The 23,221-nt window shown below is 44.8% G+C and carries 25 protein-coding genes and 1 tRNA gene; 14 read left to right on the top strand and 12 right to left on the bottom strand.

Features of this window, described 5'->3' with window-relative positions; all coding sequences use genetic code 11:
* Positions 1–21: 21 nt before the first annotated feature.
* Positions 22–213, top strand: a complete 192-nt coding sequence (locus P2W84_RS02335) for a hypothetical protein (protein WP_276088490.1) — start codon at positions 22–24, stop codon at positions 211–213.
* A gap of 243 nt (positions 214–456) precedes the next feature.
* Here the strand turns inward: P2W84_RS02335 and P2W84_RS02330 are convergent.
* The 5 genes from P2W84_RS02330 to P2W84_RS02310 all read right to left on the bottom strand — a co-directional run bounded on the left by P2W84_RS02330 (position 457) and on the right by P2W84_RS02310 (position 3,933).
* Positions 457–541: transfer RNA gene (locus tag P2W84_RS02330), tRNA-Ser, on the bottom strand.
* A gap of 127 nt (positions 542–668) precedes the next feature.
* A complete protein-coding gene (locus tag P2W84_RS02325) occupies positions 669–1,628 on the bottom strand; it encodes a YihY/virulence factor BrkB family protein (RefSeq protein ID WP_276088489.1) in 960 nt (319 codons plus the stop codon).
* A gap of 35 nt (positions 1,629–1,663) precedes the next feature.
* Complete coding sequence (locus P2W84_RS02320) at positions 1,664–2,068, bottom strand: thioesterase family protein (RefSeq protein ID WP_276088488.1); 405 nt, start codon at positions 2,066–2,068, stop codon at positions 1,664–1,666.
* 15 nt (positions 2,069–2,083) lie between these two features.
* A complete protein-coding gene (gene mltG / locus P2W84_RS02315) occupies positions 2,084–3,142 on the bottom strand; it encodes an endolytic transglycosylase MltG (protein ID WP_276088487.1) in 1,059 nt (352 codons plus the stop codon).
* Positions 3,143–3,162: 20 nt separating this feature from the next.
* Complete coding sequence (locus P2W84_RS02310; protein WP_276088486.1) at positions 3,163–3,933, bottom strand: PASTA domain-containing protein; 771 nt, start codon at positions 3,931–3,933, stop codon at positions 3,163–3,165.
* Between the two features lie 101 nt (positions 3,934–4,034).
* Between P2W84_RS02310 and P2W84_RS02305 the strand changes: the two genes are divergently transcribed.
* Complete coding sequence (locus P2W84_RS02305) at positions 4,035–5,021, top strand: D-alanine--D-alanine ligase (RefSeq protein ID WP_276088485.1); 987 nt, start codon at positions 4,035–4,037, stop codon at positions 5,019–5,021.
* 4 nt (positions 5,022–5,025) lie between these two features.
* Here P2W84_RS02305 and P2W84_RS02300 read toward each other — a convergent pair whose 3' ends face one another.
* The gene (locus P2W84_RS02300) at positions 5,026–5,760 is read right to left on the bottom strand and encodes a DUF3575 domain-containing protein (protein ID WP_276088484.1); all 735 of its coding nucleotides are present in this window, start codon (positions 5,758–5,760) and stop codon (positions 5,026–5,028) included.
* A 141-nt stretch (positions 5,761–5,901) separates the two neighbouring features.
* Here P2W84_RS02300 and P2W84_RS02295 point away from each other — a divergent pair, with 141 nt between their 5' ends.
* Both P2W84_RS02295 and P2W84_RS02290 read left to right on the top strand, forming a co-directional pair.
* A complete protein-coding gene (locus tag P2W84_RS02295) occupies positions 5,902–6,486 on the top strand; it encodes a Crp/Fnr family transcriptional regulator (RefSeq protein ID WP_276088483.1) in 585 nt (194 codons plus the stop codon).
* Positions 6,487–6,565: 79 nt separating this feature from the next.
* Positions 6,566–6,985, top strand: a complete 420-nt coding sequence (locus P2W84_RS02290) for a DUF983 domain-containing protein (protein ID WP_276088482.1) — start codon at positions 6,566–6,568, stop codon at positions 6,983–6,985.
* A gap of 19 nt (positions 6,986–7,004) precedes the next feature.
* Here P2W84_RS02290 and P2W84_RS02285 read toward each other — a convergent pair whose 3' ends face one another.
* A complete protein-coding gene (locus tag P2W84_RS02285; RefSeq protein WP_276088481.1) occupies positions 7,005–8,432 on the bottom strand; it encodes an MATE family efflux transporter in 1,428 nt (475 codons plus the stop codon).
* 345 nt (positions 8,433–8,777) lie between these two features.
* The gene (locus P2W84_RS02280) at positions 8,778–9,197 is read right to left on the bottom strand and encodes an acyl-CoA thioesterase (protein WP_276088480.1); all 420 of its coding nucleotides are present in this window, start codon (positions 9,195–9,197) and stop codon (positions 8,778–8,780) included.
* A 132-nt stretch (positions 9,198–9,329) separates the two neighbouring features.
* Here P2W84_RS02280 and rpsO point away from each other — a divergent pair, with 132 nt between their 5' ends.
* From rpsO to P2W84_RS02250, 6 genes are all read left to right on the top strand, one after another.
* The gene (gene rpsO / locus P2W84_RS02275; RefSeq protein WP_276088479.1) at positions 9,330–9,608 is read left to right on the top strand and encodes a 30S ribosomal protein S15; all 279 of its coding nucleotides are present in this window, start codon (positions 9,330–9,332) and stop codon (positions 9,606–9,608) included.
* A 155-nt stretch (positions 9,609–9,763) separates the two neighbouring features.
* Positions 9,764–11,917, top strand: a complete 2,154-nt coding sequence (gene pnp, locus P2W84_RS02270; RefSeq protein WP_276088478.1) for a polyribonucleotide nucleotidyltransferase — start codon at positions 9,764–9,766, stop codon at positions 11,915–11,917.
* 127 nt (positions 11,918–12,044) lie between these two features.
* On the top strand, positions 12,045–12,716 hold the full coding sequence (gene rpe, locus P2W84_RS02265) for a ribulose-phosphate 3-epimerase (protein WP_276088477.1): 672 nt from the start codon (positions 12,045–12,047) through the stop codon (positions 12,714–12,716).
* A 6-nt stretch (positions 12,717–12,722) separates the two neighbouring features.
* Positions 12,723–15,122, top strand: a complete 2,400-nt coding sequence (locus P2W84_RS02260; RefSeq protein WP_276088476.1) for a carboxypeptidase-like regulatory domain-containing protein — start codon at positions 12,723–12,725, stop codon at positions 15,120–15,122.
* A gap of 38 nt (positions 15,123–15,160) precedes the next feature.
* Entirely contained in the window at positions 15,161–16,222 is a 1,062-nt protein-coding gene (gene serC, locus P2W84_RS02255; protein WP_276088475.1) for a 3-phosphoserine/phosphohydroxythreonine transaminase, read from the top strand.
* 20 nt (positions 16,223–16,242) lie between these two features.
* Entirely contained in the window at positions 16,243–17,193 is a 951-nt protein-coding gene (locus P2W84_RS02250; RefSeq protein ID WP_276088474.1) for a D-2-hydroxyacid dehydrogenase, read from the top strand.
* A 92-nt stretch (positions 17,194–17,285) separates the two neighbouring features.
* Here P2W84_RS02250 and P2W84_RS02245 read toward each other — a convergent pair whose 3' ends face one another.
* From P2W84_RS02245 to P2W84_RS02235, 3 genes are read right to left on the bottom strand one after another with little or no spacing between them, the layout of a single operon-like run.
* Positions 17,286–17,432, bottom strand: coding sequence for a hypothetical protein (locus tag P2W84_RS02245; RefSeq protein WP_276088473.1), 147 nt, complete (start codon positions 17,430–17,432; stop codon positions 17,286–17,288).
* Positions 17,425–18,003, bottom strand: a complete 579-nt coding sequence (locus tag P2W84_RS02240) for a hypothetical protein (protein WP_276088472.1) — start codon at positions 18,001–18,003, stop codon at positions 17,425–17,427. Before P2W84_RS02240 ends, P2W84_RS02245 begins: the two co-directional genes overlap by 8 nt.
* A 47-nt stretch (positions 18,004–18,050) precedes the next feature.
* Positions 18,051–18,830, bottom strand: a complete 780-nt coding sequence (locus P2W84_RS02235; RefSeq protein WP_276088471.1) for an SAM-dependent chlorinase/fluorinase — start codon at positions 18,828–18,830, stop codon at positions 18,051–18,053.
* A 101-nt stretch (positions 18,831–18,931) separates the two neighbouring features.
* On the opposite strand from P2W84_RS02235, the gene P2W84_RS02230 reads away from it, so the two are divergent.
* The 4 genes from P2W84_RS02230 to P2W84_RS02215 are packed head-to-tail and all read left to right on the top strand — an operon-like array spanning position 18,932 to position 22,222.
* Positions 18,932–19,900 (top strand): PhoH family protein, encoded by a 969-nt coding sequence (locus P2W84_RS02230; protein ID WP_276088470.1) that lies wholly within the window; start codon positions 18,932–18,934, stop codon positions 19,898–19,900.
* A gap of 23 nt (positions 19,901–19,923) precedes the next feature.
* Positions 19,924–20,868 (top strand): phosphoribosylaminoimidazolesuccinocarboxamide synthase, encoded by a 945-nt coding sequence (locus tag P2W84_RS02225; protein ID WP_276088469.1) that lies wholly within the window; start codon positions 19,924–19,926, stop codon positions 20,866–20,868.
* A 57-nt stretch (positions 20,869–20,925) separates the two neighbouring features.
* Positions 20,926–21,321 carry an STAS domain-containing protein gene (locus tag P2W84_RS02220; RefSeq protein WP_276088468.1) on the top strand — a complete coding sequence of 132 codons (396 nt, stop codon included), beginning with the start codon at positions 20,926–20,928 and terminating at the stop codon, positions 21,319–21,321.
* Positions 21,311–22,222 carry a ribonuclease Z gene (locus P2W84_RS02215; protein WP_276088467.1) on the top strand — a complete coding sequence of 304 codons (912 nt, stop codon included), beginning with the start codon at positions 21,311–21,313 and terminating at the stop codon, positions 22,220–22,222. Before P2W84_RS02220 ends, P2W84_RS02215 begins: the two co-directional genes overlap by 11 nt.
* A 29-nt stretch (positions 22,223–22,251) precedes the next feature.
* Here P2W84_RS02215 and P2W84_RS02210 read toward each other — a convergent pair whose 3' ends face one another.
* Positions 22,252–23,205, bottom strand: a complete 954-nt coding sequence (locus tag P2W84_RS02210) for an MlaD family protein (RefSeq protein ID WP_276088466.1) — start codon at positions 23,203–23,205, stop codon at positions 22,252–22,254.
* Positions 23,206–23,221 lie beyond the last annotated feature (16 nt).

Below are 23,221 nucleotides of genomic sequence, written 5' to 3'. Positions count from 1 at the left end.
AATCCATATTGGAATTCCGACATGAAGCTAGCCATGAGATCTGTTGACAATGTATCTGTGAACAACCCTGTAGAAATACTTACCGAGCCGGGTTATAACATTAAAATTAAGGATACTTATGTTTATACTTATGATGATGAGGGTTATCCATTGACGATGCAAACCCCTGATGGGAAATCAAGTGTCCGGAACTTTGAGTACACTGTGAGATAGGCAATTTGAAATCGAAAATTCAGGTTTGAATTCGTGACGTTTATGTATAAGATGACAAAATCGCTTAAATCCGATGTTTTTATTTGGAAATGCCGGCCGGGATACTTGCAAAAAATGTTGTTCGCTATCCTGCATTACGTAAGTGCAGCCGTTTGAAGATCGAATTTTCTCGTAACCCTGGAAATAAAAAAACCGCCTTAATGCAAGATTAAGGCGGTTTTTATGATTCTGATATCTTATCAGCGGAAAGTGAGGGATTCGAACCCCCGGACCTGTAACAGTCAACGGTTTTCAAGACCGCCGCATTCGACCACTCTGCCAACTTTCCGCTGCAAAAGTACAAATACGGGATGATTCTGCAAATTATGATCTTGTTTTTTTAATAGAAAATTGATAAAGGCTTAAAACAGAGCGATAAAAGTTTGTTATGACCTGCTGTTGTTCGCTGTGAAAGCCTATTTTTTGAACAGATTGTAGGTAGGGCGGATGATTTTTACGCTCCGCTTGGATAGGTCTACACTTGCGTTAAGCTCAAAGCCTACCAGTAGGATCAGCGAATTCAGATACAACCAGATCATCATGACGATCAGCGTACCGATGGAGCCATAAACTTTATTATAGGCTCCGAAATGGTTAATGTAAAACGAAAAACCCCAGATCGTGAGGAAAGCCAGCACAGTAGCCAGCCAGGATCCGGCGCTGAAAAACTTCCATTTCTTTGCATGTGCGGGGCCATAACGATACAGTATCGAGATGGTTACAAAATAAAGGATACCCAGCAAAGCCCATCGTGTCAGCTGAATTACAAAGCCTGAAAATGAGTCTTTCAAATGCAGTTCTGTATCTATATAGCGTAAGGCCAGCTCGCCGACGGTCATAGCGATAATGCAGATGATCACAGAGAAGGCAATGGTCAGCGTCAATACTATCGCGATCATACGCTGCTTCAACCAACTCCTGGTCTCAATGATGAGAGAAGATTTATTAAATGCCATCATCAGCTTATGGACACCGTTGGTCGCAAAGAAAAGGGACAGCACAAAACCGAAAGAAAGCAAACCGCCATTTTGCTTGTTCACGATCTCATCCAGGGTAGAATTGAAGGCTTTGTAGGCATCGGCAGGCAGGACCAGCACGATCAGTTTCATCAACTGCCGCTGAAAGCCAATGCCTTTAGGGATAAAAGGAATAAGCGTAAATAAAAAGATGATACCTGGAAATATGGCTAACATAAAATTGTAAGCCAGGGAGGAAGCTTTATTCACAAGGGAATCTTTTCCGATCTCACGGAAAAAGAAAGTAGCGACAGTGTAAAGGGGTAGGGGACTGAATCCTGGCAACACACAGATTTTAGTCCATTCGATAAATGCCGAATAGAGCTTGATCTTTAAAAGCTGCCTGTGCACCCATTCCATTGAGCTCCCGTTTATAAAAATTTAACGTTAGTAAATTAAAAATGTGCCCGCAACCGTTCCATGAACTCGGCGGGGGCTGGACATGGCCTGTTTTTGGCCATATCGATAAATACCAGTGTTGTATTCCCAGTGTTGATCAGATCACCAGCGTTGTTGAATAACTCGTATTCGAAGTGTATCCTGACACCCGGTAATTCATTTACTGTCGTCACAATAGTGATCTCCTGGTCATAGAGGGCTGGTTTGATGAACTTGCAGTTCAGTTCAAGTACAGGTAACATAACCCCGTCACGTTCCATGCCTGCGTAATCCATTCCCAGACTGCGCAGCATTTCTACCCGGCCTACTTCGTAATACTCCGCATAATTTCCATAATAAACATATCCCATTTGGTCTGTCTCTCCATATCTTACCCTGATCCTGGTAGTGTGCGTATACATAGGTGATGATATTTATTATCTGAATATATTGCGTTTATTTAAGGCATCACGGTACTTTTTCGCATTGCGCTCATGTTCTTCCTTGGTTACTGCAAAGTTGTGGTAACCTGAAAAATCTTCTTTCGCGCACATATAAATGTAATCATTCTGTTCATGGTTAAGTACGGAATCTATTGCATTGATGCTCGGCATCATGATCGGACCTGGAGGTAGCCCGGTGTATTTATAGGTATTGTACCTCGAAGCAGAAGCCAATAGTGCGCTGGTAACGCGCTTGACTGTAAAATCATCATTGGCGAAAATCACAGTTGGATCAGCCTGAAGCAATATCCCTTTTTTCAGACGGTTCAGGTAGAGACCTGCAATAGTAGGCATTTCTCTGTCATATAAGGCCTCGGCATCTACAATAGAAGCCAGGATACTGACCTGTATCGGTGTAAGGTTCAGTGCTGTGGCCTTCTGTTTACGGCTTGGATTCCAAAACTTTTCATATTCTCTGTGCATACGTGCGAAAAATTCAGTTGCAGAGATATTCCAGTACATTTCGTAAGTGTTCGGAATGAACATAACATAACTGTTGTCTTTATCGAAACCATATTTTTCCAGTAATGCCGCGGAATCGAGTACCTTAATGAAGGTTGTCGAATCGGGTTCCAGGTTCCTTGACAGATAGGCGGCGAAGTTCTCTTTCTTTCTGAGATTCTGGAACTTCAGCTTTACGGGGTCCTGGTTGCCTGCCTTCAGCATATTGATGATGCTTCGGTTGTTCATGCCCTTGTTTAGGCTGTAGCGGCCTGGTTTCAACGCGGCAGCAAGTCCCATTTTTTCCGCTGCCTTGTTAAAACTTTTCAGGTCAAGTAGTGCATCTTTCAGTTGGAGTTCCTTTTCTACGTCTGCCAGCCGGTAACCTGTACGTACATAAAGGTATTTTTCCTTCCCGCTTACGTTAGGGCCAAAATAGGTCTTGTAAAATTGCAGCGCATAATAAGACCCGACAACCAATACTGCCAATACCAATGCCAGCCATACCTTAGATTTACCTCTTGGGGTGTTCTGTTTTTCTTTGTTAGACATATAGATGATCTGTAATCAAATTATTTCTTGTTGGAAAGCGTAATGTTCACGGGAGTGCCTATCCTTACCTTAGTCAGTGTATCTGTGATCATCGGATCCTGCCTGATCACTACTGCCGTTGCTGAGTCTGCTATTGGTCCTTCCCAGGTGATGGTACCAATGCTCAGCATTGCACCGCTTTTAATAGCAAAAGATGCCTCGTCCCTGGTCAACCCGATCAACATAGGAATATCTACTTCTTCATTCCCCTTACCATCGCCCAGCACAAAATCGATCTTTGAACCTTTACGTACCGTTTGCCCGGCTTTGATCGGCTGCCCACCGAAGTTAGCTTCCAATACTACATCTCGGCTTACATCCGGCTTGTAACTAGTGTCGCCAAGTTTAAGGCCGAAACTTTCAATGATGGCCTGGGCTTGACGCAAAGACTTAAATTCTACATCAGGAAACTTTACATCCGGTGCGGTATTCATACTTACAGTAAGATAGATCGTCCGATTGTCTTTCACAAAGGTACGGGCATCGGGGTCCTGGTCGATCACTGTTCCCGGAGGAGTATCCATTATATACACTGAATCTACCTCGTACTTCAGACCCAACTCTTCCAGTTTTCCTGCTGCCTGGGTAAAGGAAAGCCCTTTGAGAGCCGGTACATCAATCCCTTGTCCATGCTTTGTATAGTATCTGAGGCTGTAGAATGCAGCGAAAAGCAGGATCATGACCGTTAAGACGGCAGCAATCAGGTTATTTCTAAAGGATTTTGTCTTAAGATAGGAAATGAATTTGCCCATGCGTTTTGTGACTGAAGGTAAACCGTCCAAATTTAGCCTAAAAAAATATTTAATCGGAATTAAAATGACATCTGCGGCAACTAAATTATATTTGGACCAATATGAAGAAGACGATTGCATTACTAACTGGCGGGACTACAGGTGAATGGGTAGTTTCAGTTAAAAGTGCCGCTACTATAGCACAGAACCTTGATCCTGCCAGGTTTGAAGTTTACAAGATCATGCTTACCCAGCAAGGGTGGTTTTATGAACCTGCTGATTCTGTGAGGATTGAAGTAGACCGCAACGATTTTTCGCTCAATATTAAAGGTAGAAAGATTACATTCGAAGGTGTCTTTATTGCTATTCATGGTTCACCTGGCGAGGACGGCAAACTGCAGGGTTATTTTGATATGCTGGGTATCCCTTATACCACCTGTGATGCTCTGACCTCCGCAATTACCATGAACAAAGGATATACAAAGGCCATCGTCAATGGTATCCCCGAACTTCACATTGCAAAGTCGGTACAGATATTTAAAAATGGTGGTTACGATATCCATCAGCTGAAACAGGAACTGCGTTTACCCTATTTTGTAAAACCTAACAACGGTGGCAGTAGTATCGGGATGACGAAGGTAAGCCACGCATACGACCTTGATACTGCTATCGAGCGGGCATTTGGAGAAGATACCCAGATACTTATTGAAGAGTTCATTTCCGGCAGAGAATTTACTGTAGGCGTAGTAAAGCTGGACGGAATGATTACGGTATTACCTGTAACCGAGGTAGAAACTGCAAAGGAATTTTTCGACTTTGAGGCCAAATACACACCTGGTGTGGCTAAAGAAACCACACCTGCGCCATTGCGTGAAACTACACGCGAAAGGATATCGGCAATTGCGAAAGCTGTTTATAGTAGGCTTAACTGCCGGGGTGTTGTGCGTATTGACTTCATTCTTACGGGTGACGAGGAAGATTTTTATTTCATTGAGATCAATACCATCCCAGGGCAGACCGCTACCAGCTTTATTCCGCAGCAGGTAGCGGCCATGGGAATGCAGCTTGGCGACTTTTATACCAAGCTGATCAGAGAAACCATTGGCTAATGGCCTAAAAACTGAAACCTATAGCTAGTCCGGCCCGCAACCCGGCAGCTGGTCCGCTGAAGTTTACCTTTGCACCATTTTCGTCAACGGCGTATTTAGTTTTAACTACTGGCAGGTCTTCCAGGTCTGCAAGTGATTCCCGCAAGGCTTGTTGTTCCTCAGCAGAGAGTTTTTTCTTACCGTCAATACTGCCTGAGCTGCTGCCATAGCTAGGGCCAATGATCCACCAGTCCAGATGCACCCGGCTGGCCAGCTTCCATTGCGCACCCAGTAATATACCACCCTGAAAAGAATTCAGTTTACCGCTTAAAGGCATGGTTTCCTGTCTGTCCTCTACATCGAAGTTAAAAGGAACATCCATTGAATAACTGGAATAACGAACAAAAGGAGCAACATAAAAGCCTTTAAATACTTCTTCTCCAAAATAGAACCTAACTTCAGGAGTAAAAGCAAAGTTGGCTGTCTTGAAGTCTTTAATGCTGTTCCATGTATCGTCATCATCGATCGCTTTTTCCAGGGCTGAGCTGAAAGGCAGGCTTGACTTTGGTGAAAATCTTAATCCGCCGGCAACTGAGATTTTCGGAGCGACGGCCCGCTCATACTGAAAGGAAAAGTTTTTCAGGACAAGAGCTCCCACATTCCACTTAACCAGGTTTTTGGAATCTTGCGCATTCGATGAGAAGCCTGTAAGGATTAACATCCCCAGGAATAACTGCGTTAGCTTAGAAGTGTATTGCATAATGTTTAATTTATTGATTTCTATTTGGGTTTTCCTCAAAGTTATTACATTTTTCCGCATTTTGTAAATACCCCTAAAGTGTAATTTTACTTATTGATGCCAATAATTGATATTTACAAAAATGTTTACTGATCATCTGATATGTCGATAATAAAATACTTGCTGGAAAGAAATTATAGCATTTACCACTATCAGAAGGGTGAATGTGTATATGAAGCAGGGGCCATACCAAAATATGTTTACTTTATTAAGAGTGGCCGCATAAGTATGGTTACTGTAAATGCTGAGGGCAGGGAGTTCATACAAGGTATCTTTAAGTCGGGGCAGTATTTTGGAGAACCTGCACTGTTGCTACAGAAGCGTTATCTTGCCCATACGCTTGCAGACCAGGATACCGAAATCATTGTGGTTAACCGGGAGCAGTTTCTGGAACTTCTGGAAGAAGACCGGGCTTTCAGTATGGATCTTATCCACACGTTGAGCAACAGGCTTTTCTACAAATCCATGATGCTTGAAGAGCTGGCTAACGAACAGGCTGCCCACAGGGTAGCTACTCTGATCGACTATCTGCTTCAGGACTTGCAATCAGGTGAGGTGCTTAGACTAACCCGCCAGCAACTTGCGGACATGAGCGGATTGAGAGTTGAGACGGTGATCCGTACCATAAGACAGCTTGAAACTGAAAAGCGATTTAGACTTCTTCGTGGAAAAATTGTCAAAATCTGAACAGTCGCAAATACATGACCTGGATCATAAAATATCTTGTTCCTATGGGGTAACTTTGCCTTACAACTAGTAAAATAATATGGAGCCGATTTCAAAATTTCAGGCTGTAGTTTCCTGTAAATGCCCCCGGTGCAGAAAAGGAGATATTTTTCCCGGCAATACTTATTCGCTTAAGGGGCAGGTTACCAACGAATATTGTAATCATTGCCAGCTTCGCTTCGAACGCGAGCCAGGTTTTTTTTATGTAGCTATGTTCATCAGTTATGCAATGAACGTTGCGGAGATGATCACTATAGGTGTCGCAGCCTATATATTAGGACTTGAGCTTAGCTATGATAATCTCTGGTACTATGCTGCGCTCATGTTTGGAGGTGTTGTTATTTTTGCACCTTTCAATTATCGTTATTCAAGGGTAATTTTATTGCACTGGCTTACACCTGGCCTTCATTATGAACCAGCTATAGCCGGAAAGAAAGCAAAGCAGAAGACGACTGCCTGAGCCGCCTTCTGTCTTCCGGTTATACTTTGACTGTCTTCCAATTACCTTTTTTGAACAAGATATAACCCGCAATGGCAATGGCCGTTTCCGCAATTGGAATGGCGATGAATACTCCTGTTGGTCCCAGATCAAAGTGTTTCGCTAGTAGAAAGGCAAGCGGGATCTGGAACAGCCAGAAGCCGAAGAAATTAACCCAGGTAGGTGTCCATGTATCGCCTGCACCATTAAAAGTGCTGATCAGCACCATCCCCATCCCGTAAAAAATATAACCAGTGCTCATGATCTGCAGTGCGTGACGTGCCACTTCCTGAATCTGTCTGTCATTACTGAAAAAAGCAATGAAGAACTGCCCTATGGTAAAGGTAAATACCATCACTCCGATCATGTAGAGCACAATGTATTTTGCGGTTTTCAAGACCGATTGTTCAGCCCGGTCCAGATGTTTGGCCCCCAAGTTTTGGCCCACTAACGTTGCTGCGGCGTTGCTCATGCCCCAGGCCGGCAGCATAAAGAACATCATCAGCCTAAGCGCTGTTTGATATCCTGCAGAGCCGTGATCGCCTCCGGTAGTGGCCACTAGCTGAGCCAGGAAGATCCAGCTGCAGGAAGCAATCACGAACTGGAAAACGCCTGGCGTTGCAATCTTTACAAGTGCCGCAAGTTGATTGTGGTTAGGTTTGAAATCAGCCAGGTGGAATTTCATCTTGTGCCTGCCGTTCAGTAAGTGAAAAACCTGATAGCATACACCGAGCCCTCTGCCTAGAGTAGTTGCAATTGCTGCTCCTGTAAGACCGAATGCCGGGATGGGTCCAAGGCCATCGATCAGCACTGGGCAAAGCATAATATTGGCGATGTTCGCAATCCACAGACTTTTCATAGCAATAGCTGCATTGCCCGCACCTCTGAAGATGCCATTAATAAGAAAGAGCAGCATAATGATGATACTTCCGCCCATCATGATCTTGATGAACGGAGTTCCCAGTGTAGCCGTTTCTTCAGAAGCACCCATTAGCAGCAAGATATCTGTGGCATAGATAAAGCCTGCTATGCTGATGATCAGGTTAATTATGAAGGCCAGCAGCAGGGCCTGTGCGCCCGCTTTGGCTGCGGCATCGGGATCTTTTTCGCCAATACGTCGGGCTACGACGGCGGTAGCTGCCATACTCATGCCGATGGCCAGAGAGTAGATAATCGTAAGCACTGACTCTGTTAGGCCCACTGTTTGTATGGCATGCGAGCTGTTGTGCAGATGGCCAACAAAATAGAGGTCTACGAGTGCGAAAACCGATTCCATGGCCATTTCCAGCATCATCGGAATGGCCAGCAGTACGACCGCCCTGCGGATACTGCCCTTGGTAAAGTCCTGTTCTTCGCCTTTTACGGACTGTCTGACGAGCTTAATGAAATGAGATAGCTTGCCCCTGGCAGCTGTATTCTGTTCTGACATAAATAAAATATGGAAAATCAATAGGAAGCATTACCGACTGACAAACGCCGGCACATATATAGTTTTCAAGAAAAGGGGGAGCCCTTAGTACTTAAGACCTCAAGCGGGCTGCAAAGAACTTCATTGTGTTGCGGTTTTCGACACCAAATATAAGATTTATTTAAATAAAGCAAGGAATTGCTTTCTCCTTAGGGCAGTTTATTTCATTTCAGAAGAAATACAGGTGGTTTGGTGCCTAGTTGTGGCGATTTTTTGGACTTGTTCGAAGTCAGTTATGGAGGGACTTAAGGACAGATTCCGGAAATATCGGTAATTGACTTTGGACGGAGGAAATTGAAAGGTAGGCTAGATGCTGTAGGCTCTGATCATTTCCTCGGTGACCTGGCAACCCTTGCCGGTTCGTATATCGATCATGACGTAATCAAACCAGCCGTCGGCCGCGATTTTTCTGGTACGGTTGTTTTCGATTTCGAACTGTACGCGGCAGCCTTTGGGATCTATGGTCAGGATCCCGGTACGAACGGTGATCTGATCGCCCATAACCAGCGGCCGCTTGAATTCGACCATGGCGGTGCGTACTACCCACCCGTAGCCGATCTCCAGGAAGTGTTCCATGGGCATTTTATAGTGCTCTGCCATCTGGTCGTAACGGGCGGCGAGCACATAGTCAAAGTATTTGCTGTTGTGTACGTGGTTGAACATGTCGATATCGTCGGGGCGTACTTTTAGCTGGCTTTCAAAAATGCTGTAGGGTGTTTTTTCCATAATTTGTAATTGATACAAACTTAAGACAATATCTTTATTGTCGAATGCAATCAGCCTATTGTTTATCCGGTTGATTTACTGTACCTTTGCAGCCAATTAATTAATTTATAAACACTTTAGTACCATTCAAGAATGTATTTAAGTAAAGAAAAGAAGGCCGAGATCTTCAAACAACACGGTGAAGCAGAAACCAACACCGGTTCTGCAGAAGGACAGATCGCTTTGTTCACTTACCGTATCGCGCACCTGACTGAGCACCTGAAGAAAAACCGTAAGGATTATTCTACTCAGCTGGCGCTGCAGAAACTGGTAGGTAAGCGTCGTGGTATCCTGGCTTATCTGTACAAGAAAGATATTGAGCGCTATCGTGCTATCATCAAGAACTTAGGTTTAAGGGATATCATCAAATAGAAAAAGCTGTATCGTAAAAAGCCATTCTCAAGGAATGGCTTTTTTTATTTCACTTGGGGAATGTATTTTGATTTTTCCTTAAGTTTGCAGGCAACTAAAATAAGTTAAATAATCAGGTGTGTAGAAAGAGGAAAACACACCATAATTGATCGTAAATGAATGTAATAAAAAAATCCTTCGATCTGGGTGATGGAAGGTTAATTGAGATCGAAACCGGGAAACTGGCCAAGCAGGCTGACGGTTCGGTAGTTGTGAAAATGGGAGATACAATGCTTCTGGCCACTGTAGTTTCAGCTAAGGAAGCAAAAGCTGGCGTGGATTTCCTGCCTTTGTCGGTAGATTACCAGGAGAAATATGCGGCTGCGGGCCGTATCCCTGGCGGGTTTTTGCGCCGCGAGGCACGTTTGTCTGATTATGAAGTATTGATCTCACGTCTGGTAGACCGTGCGCTGCGCCCGATGTTTCCTGAGGACTACCATGCGGATACGCAGGTAATGATCTCCCTGATTTCTTCAGATAAAGATGTAATGCCTGACTGCCTTGCCGGCCTGGCAGCTTCTGCTGCGCTGGCTGTATCAGATATCCCGTTTAACGGGCCGATCTCAGAGGTACGTGTGGCGAAAATTGACGGACAATTGGTGATTAACCCTTATGTAACTGATCTGGAACGCGCTACGCTGGATTTCCTGGTAGCGGGTACAGAGCGTGATATCGTAATGGTTGAAGGCGAGAGTGACGAAATCTCCGAAACGGAAATGGTAGAGGCGATAGAGTTTGCCCATAAAGCGATCGTTACCCAGGTGCAGATACAGAAGGAACTGACCGAGGCGACCGGAAAGACGGTAAAACGTGAATACTCGCATGAAGAAAGCAAGCCTGAACTGAGAGAACAGATCTATGCGGCAACTTATGATAAAGTATACGCGATTGCGAAAAGCAGTACTTCTAAACAGGAAAGGGGAGATGCTTTCGGACAGGTACTGATGGACTTCATCGCGACCCTGGGCGAGGAGATCGATGACGTGACCGGTTTTCTGGCTAAAAAATATTACCATGACGTGCAGTATGATGCGATCCGTAATCTGGTGCTGGATGAAGGTATCCGCCTGGACGGACGTGATGCACGTACGGTGCGTCCGATCTGGAGTGAAGTAGGTTATCTGCCTGCCGCACACGGTTCTGCTATATTTACCCGTGGAGAGACACAATCACTGACGACTGTGACCCTGGGTTCTAAGGACGATGAGCAAATGATCGACGGTGCTTTCATCCATGGCTACAATAAGTTTATGCTGCACTATAATTTCCCTGCATTTTCTACCGGTGAGGTACGCCCGAACAGGGGACCTGGCCGTAGGGAGGTAGGACATGGTAACCTGGCGATGCGCTCGCTGAAAAAGGTGCTGCCGGGCCTTGAGGAAAATCCCTACACGATCCGAGTGGTTTCCGATATCCTGGAGTCTAATGGTTCTTCTTCTATGGCGACCGTTTGTGCCGGTACACTGGCGCTGATGGATGCTGGTGTAAAGATCAAGGCGCCGGTATCGGGTATCGCGATGGGCCTGATCACGGATGAGAAGACAGGTAAATATGCGATCCTTTCGGATATCCTTGGTGACGAGGACCACCTTGGCGATATGGACTTTAAGGTGACAGGTACCGAAAAAGGTATCGTGGCCTGCCAGATGGACCTGAAGATCAATGGTCTGAAGTGGGAGGTGCTGACCAATGCGCTGAACCAGGCTAAGGAGGCACGTCTGCATATATTGAATGAAATGAAGAAAACGATCGCTGAGCCGCGTGAGGATTACAAGGAACATGCACCGCGTATCGTTTCAATGAGCATTGATAAGGAATTTATCGGTGCCGTGATTGGGCCGGGCGGTAAGATTATTCAGGAAATGCAGCGTGAGACAGGTGCCACTATTTCTATTGAAGAGGTGGGTAATAAGGGTATTATCGAGATTTTTGCAGATAATAAGGCTTCTATCGATGCGGCTGTTGGCCGGATCAATGCGATTGCAGCTAAACCTGAGATTGGTGCGGTCTATGAAGGTAAGGTGAAGTCAATCATGACTTTCGGTGCCTTTGTGGAGATCATGCCCGGTAAGGATGGTCTGCTGCACATTTCTGAGATCGACTGGAAACGCCTGGAAAGTATGGACGGTGTGTTCAAGGAAGGTGAGAAGGTGACCGTGAAGCTGCTGGATATCGACAAACAAGGCAAGATGAAGCTTTCAAGGAAGGTGTTGCTGCCGAGACCTCAGAAACCTGAGGGTGCGCAGGCAGAAAGCAAGCCGGCACAATAATACAGAGCCCCGCAATTGCGGGGCTTTTTTTATATTTACTCCGTTAAAGCGAAAGTAAGTTCCTGATGCTATAGCCCTATGATCATTAGAGACACACTTTGATAATAAATCTATTAAACTTAAACAGATGAAACACCTGATAGCTCCTTCAATACTTTCTGCTGATTTTGCCAATCTGGAACGTGATGTCAGGATGCTGAACTCAAGCGTGGCGGATTGGTTTCATGTGGACATTATGGATGGTGTATTCGTTCCAAATATTTCCTTTGGTTTCCCGGTGATGGAGGCGGTGAAGAGATATGCAGCAAAACCCCTGGATGTGCACCTGATGATCGTGGAACCTGAACGGTATGTCGATCGATTTGCGGCTGCGGGAGCTTCCGGAATTACCGTTCATTACGAAGCCTGCACGCACCTGCACCGGACGGTGCAGCAGATCCGTCAGAATGGGTGCAGAGCGGGGGTGGCGTTGAACCCGCATACTCCGGTTACTTTACTGAAGGATATTTTGGGCGATCTGGATATGGTGCTGATTATGTCGGTGAACCCTGGTTTTGGGGGGCAGCAGTTCATTGCCAATACATTGAATAAAATAGCGGAGTTAAGGCAGCTTGCTTCGGTACTGAAGCCTGAGCTGCTGATCGAGGTAGACGGTGGTGTCGGTCTGCATAACCTCGGCGATCTGCTGCGCTCGGGGGCAGATGTGCTGGTAGCCGGCAATGCGGTTTTTGCTGCAGAGAATCCTTCAGCAATGATTTCCGCAATGAAGCATTTGGAACCGGACGTTAGACAAGCCTGAGCCGTTATGCGGTGCCTCTGGCTACAACTACTTTTTATTTTATCTTTTGGAGGCGGGCTGCGGGCGCAGTTGTTGGTGAAGGTGTCGGGAGTGGTAAAGGATGACCTGAACAATCCCCTGCCGAAGGTGACGGTGAGCATACTGGGGCAGGATCGGCTAACAGTTACGGATGAAAAGGGTATTTACCATATTTATGCATACAATACAACGTTCAGTCTGAAGTATGCGCTACTGGGCTATAACCCGGTAATCATAGAGATCCGGCAGGTCATGGCGCGCCGCGTGATACAGGATGTAGTGTTAACGGGCAATATTAACGAGCTGGAACAAGTGAGAGTAACGAACAAGAGGAACCAGCTGAGCAATACCTCTATACTGAACGTGAGTGATATTTTCGCCCGTACTTCAGTGAATGGTAATTTCGAGTCGCTGCTGAAGACTTTACCAGGCGTTTCTGTTAACAATGAACTGAGTGCGCAGTACAGTGTCAGGGGAGGTAATTTTGACGAGAATCTGGTGTACGTGAATGATGTGCAGGTGGCGCGGCCCGTACTGATTCGGAACGGGCAGCAGGAGGGGCTGAGTTTCATCAACAGTGACCTGCTGACTTCGGCTCGTTTTTCCGCGGGCGGCTTTGAAGCCAAGTATGATGACAAGCTGTCTTCGGTGCTGGATGTACGCTATGACCGACCGGACAGTAGCCAGGCGTCGCTGAATGTAGGGTTTCTGGGTGGGGCCTTTGCCTCCAAGATACTTTCCCGGAACAGTTACCTGATGGCGGGCCTGCGTTATAAAAACAATGCAACCTTGTTGGGGAGACAGGATAACAAGGGTAGTTATTCACCTAATTTTACAGATGCCCAGTTGGTTTACCAATACAATTTGTCGGGGCATTTTTTCCTTAATTTTCTGGGCAGTTTTAACGGAGGCAGTTTTAGACTGATCCCTGACAGCCGGGAAACAAAGTTTGGGACGCTGAATACTTTGTTGAGGTTGCAGACGGCTTACCAGGGCGAAGAGCTGGACGATTACCAGTCGGCAGGTATGGCGGTATCGGCTTCATTGTTTCCAAAACCGGAACTTTCTTTAAAATGGATCAACAGTTATTTTCATACACTGGAACGGGAACGTATAGATATCGAGGGGCGTTACCAACTCTCAGAATTGAGTATAGTGCCGGGTAATCTGCCGGTGCAAGATGGAGCTACGGGAGGGTATACGAATTATGCGCACAATAACCTCAAATCGCAGGTATTCACTTCTGAGTTTAAGGCAACGCAAAACTATGAAGATCATGTTTTTTTTGCGGGCCTCAGGTTTGAGCATAAAAGTTACCATGACGATATTTCGGAATTTAGTTTTGTGGATTCAGCAGGGGTGTTAGGCAGGGGTGACTTCAGCGGTTTTTACCAGGACAATTTTATCCGTGCTCGAAACGAACTGTTCATTGAGTATCTCTCGGGTTATATACAGGATAGCTACCAGGTGTCTGATCATTCTGATCTGCAATTAGGGCTTAGGGCCAATATCAATACACTGAGCAGGCAGTTGCTGCTGAGCCCGAGGTTGCTGCTGGCTTACAGGTCTCCGGGAGATGATAAGATCTTCCGGTTTATGGCTGGGGTTTACCAACAGGCACCGGATTACCGGAGCATCCGGGACTTTAGCGGTTCGCTGGTAAGAGATCAGTTGGCGCAGCGTTCCTATAATACTTCTGTGGGACTGGATTGTGCTTTTGACGGCCTGAGTACACGGCTGAAGCTTACTTCGGAACTGTATTATAAATACCAGGACAGGCTAGTGCCATATATGATGGACAATGTGCGGATCCGGTACCTGGCCGGGGAGCAGGCGAAGGGCAATATTTATGGGTTAGATATGAGTATCGGTGGGGAATTCGTAAAGGACCTGGTGTCTTATTTCAGGCTTTCACTAATGAAGGCAAACCAGAAGTTGGCTGGAGATGACCGGGGCTACCTGAAGCGTCCCACTGATCAGCGGGTAAATGTATCGGTGTATTTCCAGGACCGTTTGCTGAACAGCCCTTCCTATAAGGTACATCTGAACCTGATGTATGGTTCGAAAATGCCTTTGGGGGCACCACTGGAAAGACGGTATTCAGACAGCTTCAGTATCCCGGCGTACAAGCGGGTGGATATTGGTTTTTCCAGAGATTTTCTGGATGATCTGGGCCAGAAAAAGCCACAATTCCTGGAGCATTATTTTAGTTCCTTTGCTGCTTACTTAGAAGTGTTCAATCTGCTGAATATAAATAATACCGTTTCGTACTTATGGCTAAAAGATGTAAATAACGTTCAATATGGCATTCCTAATTACCTGACCAGCCGTCAGCTGAACTTAAAATTGATCATAAAGTTCAAGAATTCCAATCGGAAAGATAGATAAAAACCTTACATTTACGACCACTAAAAATAACCAAAAAAATGAGACACAATTTCGGGGCAGGCCCATGTATTTTACCTCAAGAAGTATTTAAGCAAGCATCGCAGGCGGTACTGGATTTTAAGGATGGTTTATCTATCCTCGAGATTTCGCACCGTACAGCAGAATTTGAAGCGGTTGTTGATGAAACGACTAGGCTGATCAAAGAACTGATGAATGTGCCGTCGGGTTATTCGGTGGTGTTGCTTCAGGGTGGTGCCAGTCTGCAGTTTTCAATGGTGCCGATGAACCTGCTTCCTGAAGGTGGGACAGCAGCTTACCTTGAGACCGGGGTGTGGGCTAAAAAGGCCATAAAGGAAGTGGCACCTTTTGGTAAGGCAAATATTGTTGCATCTTCGAAGGAAGCAAATTTCACTTATCTTCCTAAAGATTATACAATTCCAGAGGACAGCGCTTATTTTCACGTAACGTCCAACAATACGATATATGGTACTGAGTTGTTTGATTTTCCGCAAACCAATGTTCCTGTGGTATCGGACATGTCTTCCGATATTATGAGCCGTGTAATTGATGTTTCAAAATTCGGACTGATCTATGCGGGTGCACAGAAAAATATTGGCCCTGCGGGAGTTACCATAGCAATTGTTAAAGACGATATCCTGGGTAAATCGGGCAGGAAATTGCCTTCGATGTTGGATTATCAGGTACATATTGAGGGCGGTTCAATGTACAATACGCCTCCGGTGTTCTCGATCTATGTGGCAATGCTGAACCTCAGATGGTTGAAATCCAAAGGTGGTGTAGCCGAAATCGAGAAGGAGAATATTGCCAAGGCAAGGGCATTATACGCAGAGATTGATCGCAATCCATTGTTTAAGGGTACTTGTGCGGTGGAGGACCGTTCCAGAATGAATGTGTGCTTTGTAATGGAAAATCCGGAACTCGAAAAGTCATTCCTGAAGTTCGCCGATGAGAATGGTGTAGAAGGTATTAAAGGTCATAGGAGTGTGGGTGGTTTTAGGGCTTCGATCTATAATGCATTGCCAATCACAAGTGTACATACATTAGTTGAGTTAATGCAGGTTTTTGCAGAAAAGCATTAATAGACCAAATAAAAAATATAATGATTAAGATATTAGCAAACGACGGAATAGACCCTATTGGGAAAAAAATGCTGGAAGAAGCGGGTTTTGTAGTGGATACGGAAACTGTTCCGCAAGACAAACTGGCTGAAGCCTTATTGAATTATGATGGCATTACCGTACGCAGCGCGACTAAGCTGCGTAAGGAGCTGATAGACCAGGTGCCCAATATTAAGCTGATTGGCAGGGGTGGCGTTGGCATGGATAACATTGATGTAGAATATGCCAGAAGTAAGGGAATTACCGTGGTAAACACACCTGCGGCTTCATCACTTTCTGTTGCTGAACTCGTGTTTGCACACTTGTTTACAGGCGTACGCTTTCTGCAGGATTCAAACAGGAAGATGCCTGTTGAAGGCAACACCCGTTTCAACGATCTGAAAAAGGCTTATGCTAAAGGGATTGAGTTGCGTGGTAAGACGATTGGTATTATTGGTTTCGGGCGCATCGGCCGTGAAACAGCTACTGTGGCATTAGGACTCGGAATGAATGTACTGGCCTATGACCTATTTCCGTTTGAGGGTAGCCTGAGTTTGTCGTTCCAGGGCGGTGCTTCCGTACAGATCCCGGTAAAGACAGTTTCCTTGGAAGAAGTAATTACAGGCAGCGATTTTATTAGCTTGCACACACCTTTCGCGGACAAGCCTATCCTGGGAGCAGAGGAATTTGCGAAGATGAAAAAGGGAGTTGCCGTAGTAAACTGCTCAAGGGGCGGTACTATTGACGAACCGGCGTTGATTGAGGCACTGAATAATGGGAAGGTAGCTTTTGCCGGACTTGATGTGTTTGACAATGAGCCGACACCGAAAGCAGAACTTTTACAGCATCCTAAGGTATCTCTTACACCGCATATCGGTGCATCAACTAATGAGGCGCAGGAGCGTATTGGTGCCGAGCTGGCTAATCTGATCATTGATCATTTTAATAAGTAGAAGTAGTTTCCGATCCGGGATTACTAAATCTGATAAGAATGGTTGCCTGAAATGCAGGCAGCCTTTTTTTATAGACAATTCTAACAGAACCTTCATTTCAGCGACCTGATCAGGGCCCAGTAACGATAGCCAAGAATAGCTTTCTGTAACGTACTCAGTTTCCCCGGTTCTTTTTTATACAGACTTGGTAACATCAGCTTGTTGATCTTAGTCAATACCTTAAAGAAAGCTCTAGTCATACTGATCTTTATTAGACTGTTCTGGGACTGACATACGGTTTCGGGAACGTTGAATGAAGGTCAAAACAAAAATGACGAAAAATACAATAGCAGCAGAGGAGGCCAGTGTACGCTGCAAACCTATGCTTTGTTGTGCCTTTTGTAATCTCTCATTCTCTTCCTGCAGCTTTCTTATAGTTGCCTGATGATTTTGCAGACGGCTGTTGCTATTGCTTGCATCACGTTTGACTTGCTGGACAATCATATCCTTATAGTCCAGCAGGATTTTTAGCTCCTTAAAGATATTATTGTCATTAATGACGATTTGCCTTAAGATTTCGTTTGAGTTCTTGACATCCTGTTTACTTTGGAAACCAAAAATTCCGGTATGCTGAGTTAGGCTCTGGTCATACTGACCAAATTTCGCACTGCGTTGCGCAAGCAGAGAATTCACTTTAAGCCGTTGTGCCTGGTATGCTGTAGTATCTGCATACTGTGCGTCTGCGGTGCTGGGGCAAATGAAGTTTAATATAAAAACAATTAAAAAGAATGCCTTAAATTCAGTATGTTTTGAATTTGGTGTTGCTTCCATGAAAACCTTTTTCATAATGTAACAAACTTTATGCCTTGTCTTTTTGCTCAGGGGTGAAATTCTACTCGGACAATATCATTGAGGTGCAGCCCGAGCAATCCGCTGGCTTTTCCTTTATTGATGGCGATCTCCAGATGGTTACTGATGCCAAACAGGCAAAGCTTTTCGCCTTCCGGAACTTCGTTATAGTGCCAGCTCAGCTGCGTAATGGTTTCACTTTTCCGGAAATAAAGGGTAAAGTCGCGGTTGCGTTGTACCTTAGTAAAAAGATCTTTAGTAATATTGGTAATTACATTGCAAAAGGTGTCGATATAAATGACGCTGCCCCGGATAATATCACGTTCTATGACAGGATTAAGGAGCATTTTTTGTTCGACAGATTCTGCTGGGAGACCAATATCTTTAAGTTTACCACCTTTAGCCAGGTGCACGGCGGCTTTGACAAAAATATCAACCAGAGGAAAATGCAGGTATTTTAGATCCTGCATGATGTTTAGTTCGACGATTTCTTCCGGTTTTTCATCAAAAAGCAGGGAAAAAATGCCATTATCCGCCCCCACAAAATAATGATCCCGGTATCTTAAAGCAAGGTAATGCGTGCTTTCGCTGAAAACGGAGTCGATACCGATAAGATGCACCGTTCCTTTTGGGAAATAGGCGTAACAGTTCTTGAGAACAAAGGCCGCATAGGAGATATTAAATGATGGCACATCGTGGGTAACATCGACAATATTGGCTGTAGGAAGAATGGTCAGGATGCTGCCTTTTAGCGCCGCCTGATAAAAGTCCTTAGAACCTAAATCCGTCGTTAAAGTTATAATGGCCATTAAAAATTAAATATTTATTCTTAATCTTGCGTAGGCGGCAAATCGCGTACAAATATTCAATTTTTATATCAGAATACAGACCTCAATCAAAAAACAAAATTTTGAACGAACTCAAATTAACATTGGAATCAGTAGACCCGGTGCAGTTTTGGGGCGCAAATAATGAGCATTATGAGCTGATTAAAAGCGCTTTTCCAAAGCTGAAGATAGTGGCCAGGGGAAATGAAGTAAAGGTACTTGGAGATGAACAGGAGCAACAGGTATTTGAAAGGAAGTACAGCCAACTGGTCGGTCATCTGGAGAAATATAGTGCGCTGACCGCCGGCGATGTGGAGACGATACTGTCAGCCCGACGTGTGACTGCCCTTGAAGCCGAGCAGGGGGTGGAGAAGACCCAATTTGGGGGTAGTGGAGAAGTGATTGTATATGGAACCAACGGGTTGCTGGTAAAAGCGAGGACAGCAAACCAGAGGAAGATGGTGAGCAGCATTGGAAAAAATGATGTTTTATTTGCTATCGGACCCGCGGGAACGGGTAAAACCTATACAGCAGTGGCCTTGGCGGTACGCGCATTAAAGAATAAAGAGATTAAACGGATCATTCTGACCAGGCCTGCAGTAGAAGCCGGTGAAAGCCTGGGCTTTTTGCCGGGGGATCTTAAGGAAAAGGTAGATCCCTATCTTCGTCCTTTATATGATGCACTGGATGATATGATCCCACAGGAAAAGCTGAAGACTTACATCGAGAACAGGACGATTGAGATTGCTCCGTTGGCGTTTATGCGCGGACGTACCCTGGACAATTGCTTTGTGATTCTGGATGAGGCCCAGAATGCGACTGATCTCCAGTTGAAGATGTTCCTGACACGTATGGGACCTTCGGCAAAGTTTATCGTTACAGGAGATGTTACTCAGGTAGACTTACCGAAGAAACAAATGTCCGGACTTCACAATGCGTTGCGAATACTTGATGATATTCCTGGTATTGACATTATCTATCTGACAGGAGAAGATGTAGTACGGCATAAATTGGTAAAACGTATATTGAAAGCCTACGGAGATATCCAATAGTATTTGGCAGTAAATAAATAAGAATGACAGCAATAAAAGAAACAAATTTCAGTTTTCCGAAGCAGACGGGTTTTTATAAGGGCAAGGTGAGGGATGTATATACCATTGATAACCGGTTGATGGCTATGGTGGTGACAGACAGGATATCAGCCTTTGATGTCGTATTGCAGGAAGCAATTCCCTATAAGGGACAAGTGCTGAACCAGATTGCAGCGAAGTTTCTGTCGGCTACAGCGGATATTGTGCCAAACTGGGTGCTGGATATACCTGATGAGATGGTGACGATCGGCAGGATCTGTGAACCGTTTAAGGTAGAAATGGTGATCAGAGGATATCTTGCTGGACATGCCTGGCGAGAATACAATGCGGGAAAACGTTCCATTTGTGGCATTACCTTACCGGAGGGGTTGAATGAAAATGATAGATTGCCCGAGCCGATCATTACGCCGACGACTAAAGCTGCTGTAGGACACGATGAAGATATTTCCAGGGAAGACATTCTCTCCAAAGGGATTGTTTCTCTGGCAGACTATAAGCAACTGGAGGCTTTTACCTATGCATTGTATCAGCGTGGAACAGAAATGGCTGCGGAGCGCGGTCTGATCCTGGTGGATACCAAATATGAATTTGGAAAAGTTGGCGATGAAATTTACCTGATCGATGAAATTCATACACCAGATTCTTCCCGGTATTTTTATGCCGAAGGGTATTTAGAGCGACAAAGGTTAGGAGAGCCCCAAAAGCAACTTTCTAAGGAGTTTGTGCGCAAATGGCTGATTGAGAACGGGTTTCAGGGTAAAGATGGGCAGAAGGTGCCTGAAATGACGCCTGAGATTATAAATGCCATCTCAGCGCGTTATATTGAGCTTTACGAGCGTATTACAGGCGACCAGTTTGTAAAAAATCCCGACTCGGAAGTACTGAAGCGTATTGAAACTAATGTAACCATTGCTTTGGAAAAGCTTTAAATCCATATATTGGAATAGCAGGTATTTTGATTTAATGCATTAAAGGAAAATGATATTATGAAGTTCTCGGTAGACAAGCATGAGAAATACGTTGTACTGAAGTTGGACGAGCCGTGCTTTACCAACGACAATACCCCCAAACTAAAATCGGAGTTCATCCTTCTGAATACTGAAGGTTTTAGAAATATTGTTTTCGATATTTCTGCCGTGAATGAATGCAACGATTCACAGGATTTAAGCTGTCTGTTGGTAGCCGACAGGCTTTGTAAAGCTGCCAATGGTCTCTTCATTGTGACCGGCGTCCAAGCTCCGCTGGTGGGAATTATGGAGATGTCAGGAATCGGTGAATCACTTGCGATTGTTTCCAGACTGGATGAGGCCGAGGATCTGATCTTTATGGAAGAAATTGAAAAGGAACTTTTAGGGGGGCAGACGAAGCTCGATGAAATTTGAGGTTACGATTTTGGGCAGCAGTTCGGCTACTCCTGTATACAACCGTAACCCTACGGCACAACTTCTGAACTGTAATGAGAAATTTTATCTGATCGATTGTGGTGAGGGTACCCAGCAGCAACTGATCCGTTATGGCTTTAAGGCGAGCAAGATCGATTTCATTTTTATCAGTCATTTGCATGGCGATCATTATTTCGGACTGATAGGGTTGCTTTCAAGTTTGCACCTGAACGGAAGGATTAAGCCGTTAAAGATTTTCGCACCCGCTGCGCTGAAAGACATACTGGATATTCAGTTCAGGTTTTCAGAAACAGATATAAGGTACCCAATTGAATTTATAGCTATCAATCCTTTAAGGAGCACCCGGATATTTGAAAATGTCGATCTTACAGTGGACACGGTGATCCTCAATCACCGGATCCCCTGTACGGGATTCAGGTTCAGTCAAAAGAAACGGCTCCGCAAATTACTCATCGATAAGCTGGAAGCCGAGAATATTGGTGTTCAATATTATCCTTTACTGAAGCGTGGCGCTGATCTGACTTTTCCTGATGGGAGGGTATTGCTTAATGATGATTATACCAGGGATTCGGATCGCCCTAAAAGTTATGGCTATTGTTCGGACACTTTAGTTGACGAAAGTTATTTTGAACAGATCATGGGGTGTGACTTGCTTTATCACGAGGCTACTTTTCTTCACGATATGCTCGAACGCGCTAATCAGACACATCATACTACGGCACTGCAGGCTGCAGAGGTAGCTAAGTTAACCAAGGCTTCAAAATTGCTAATCGGGCATTTTTCCTCGAGGTATAAGACCTTGCAGGAACTGCTGGATGAAGCAAGGTCTTTGTTTCCGGAAACTGAGCTGGCCCTCGAGGGACATACGTTTGCGATATAGGAAATCAAGTTCAGCCGATTACCGGGGCCTCATTTGTCCTTTTTATTGCCGCCGCCGAATATAGAAAAATGCACGTAACGTTTTGGATTCGCTTTCAGATCGATCATTAAATTGTCCAGATTTTTGGAAGCATTATTAAGGTTCTCATACATTTTAGTATCGTTGACCAGCATTCCCAATGTGCCTTCTCCCTGATTGATCTTTCCGACGATGACCTGCAGGTCAGCAACTGCTTTATTGGCATTCTCGATGGTCTGTTTGAAGTTGGCTGCGGCTACCTGATCTGTAATTGAATTGACATTGTCAAGTATGGAACTAATTTTCTGGTTATTCTGCCTTAGATTATTGGAAATAGATTCCACATTAGCGAGGATTGCAGAGATACGTGAGCCCTCGGAACCTACTAGGTTGTCTACTTTTTTAGAGGTAGCCTCTAAAGAAGCAAGTGTTGCAGCTATGCTGTTGAAGCTCCTGTCTACGTTTTTCTGAAAGTTAGGGTTTAGAATGGCGTTCACGCTGGTAAGTATAGAATCCATTTTAGCAATGATAAGCTCTGCCTTCTTCTGTACCGGTTGTACAGTTTCCAGGAGTCCTTTCTGCACATTAGCGTTCAGCGTATCCCCATCCTTAGCATAGTTTTCGCCTGTGCCAAGGTCCATGATAATTGCCTTGCTACCCAGAAGGTCAGTGCTTTCCAGGCGTGCAATGCTTGTCTTTGGAATTTCATATTTGCCTTTGATCTTGAGTGTGGCCAAAATGGTACCATCTGGCTGCAACTGTAACTTATCTACCCTGCCAATCTGGAAGCCGTTGATAAGTACAGGCTTGGATACCGCAAGCCCGTCTACATGAGAATAGCGCGCATACAACACAGTCTCACTTGAAAAAATGGCATTACCCTTTAAAAAGTTATATCCAATAATCAACAAGGCTATGGCGAAAGCCGCCATGATACCTACTTTGGTTTCGTTTGCTATTTTCATTTGTGGGGTTGTTGTA

It is taken from the genome of Pedobacter sp. JY14-1 (genome assembly GCF_029269825.1).
GTDB lineage: Bacteria > Bacteroidota > Bacteroidia > Sphingobacteriales > Sphingobacteriaceae > Pedobacter.
The sequence above is the reverse complement of the archived record's forward strand: the minus strand, read 5'-3'. Positions and strand labels throughout refer to the sequence as shown.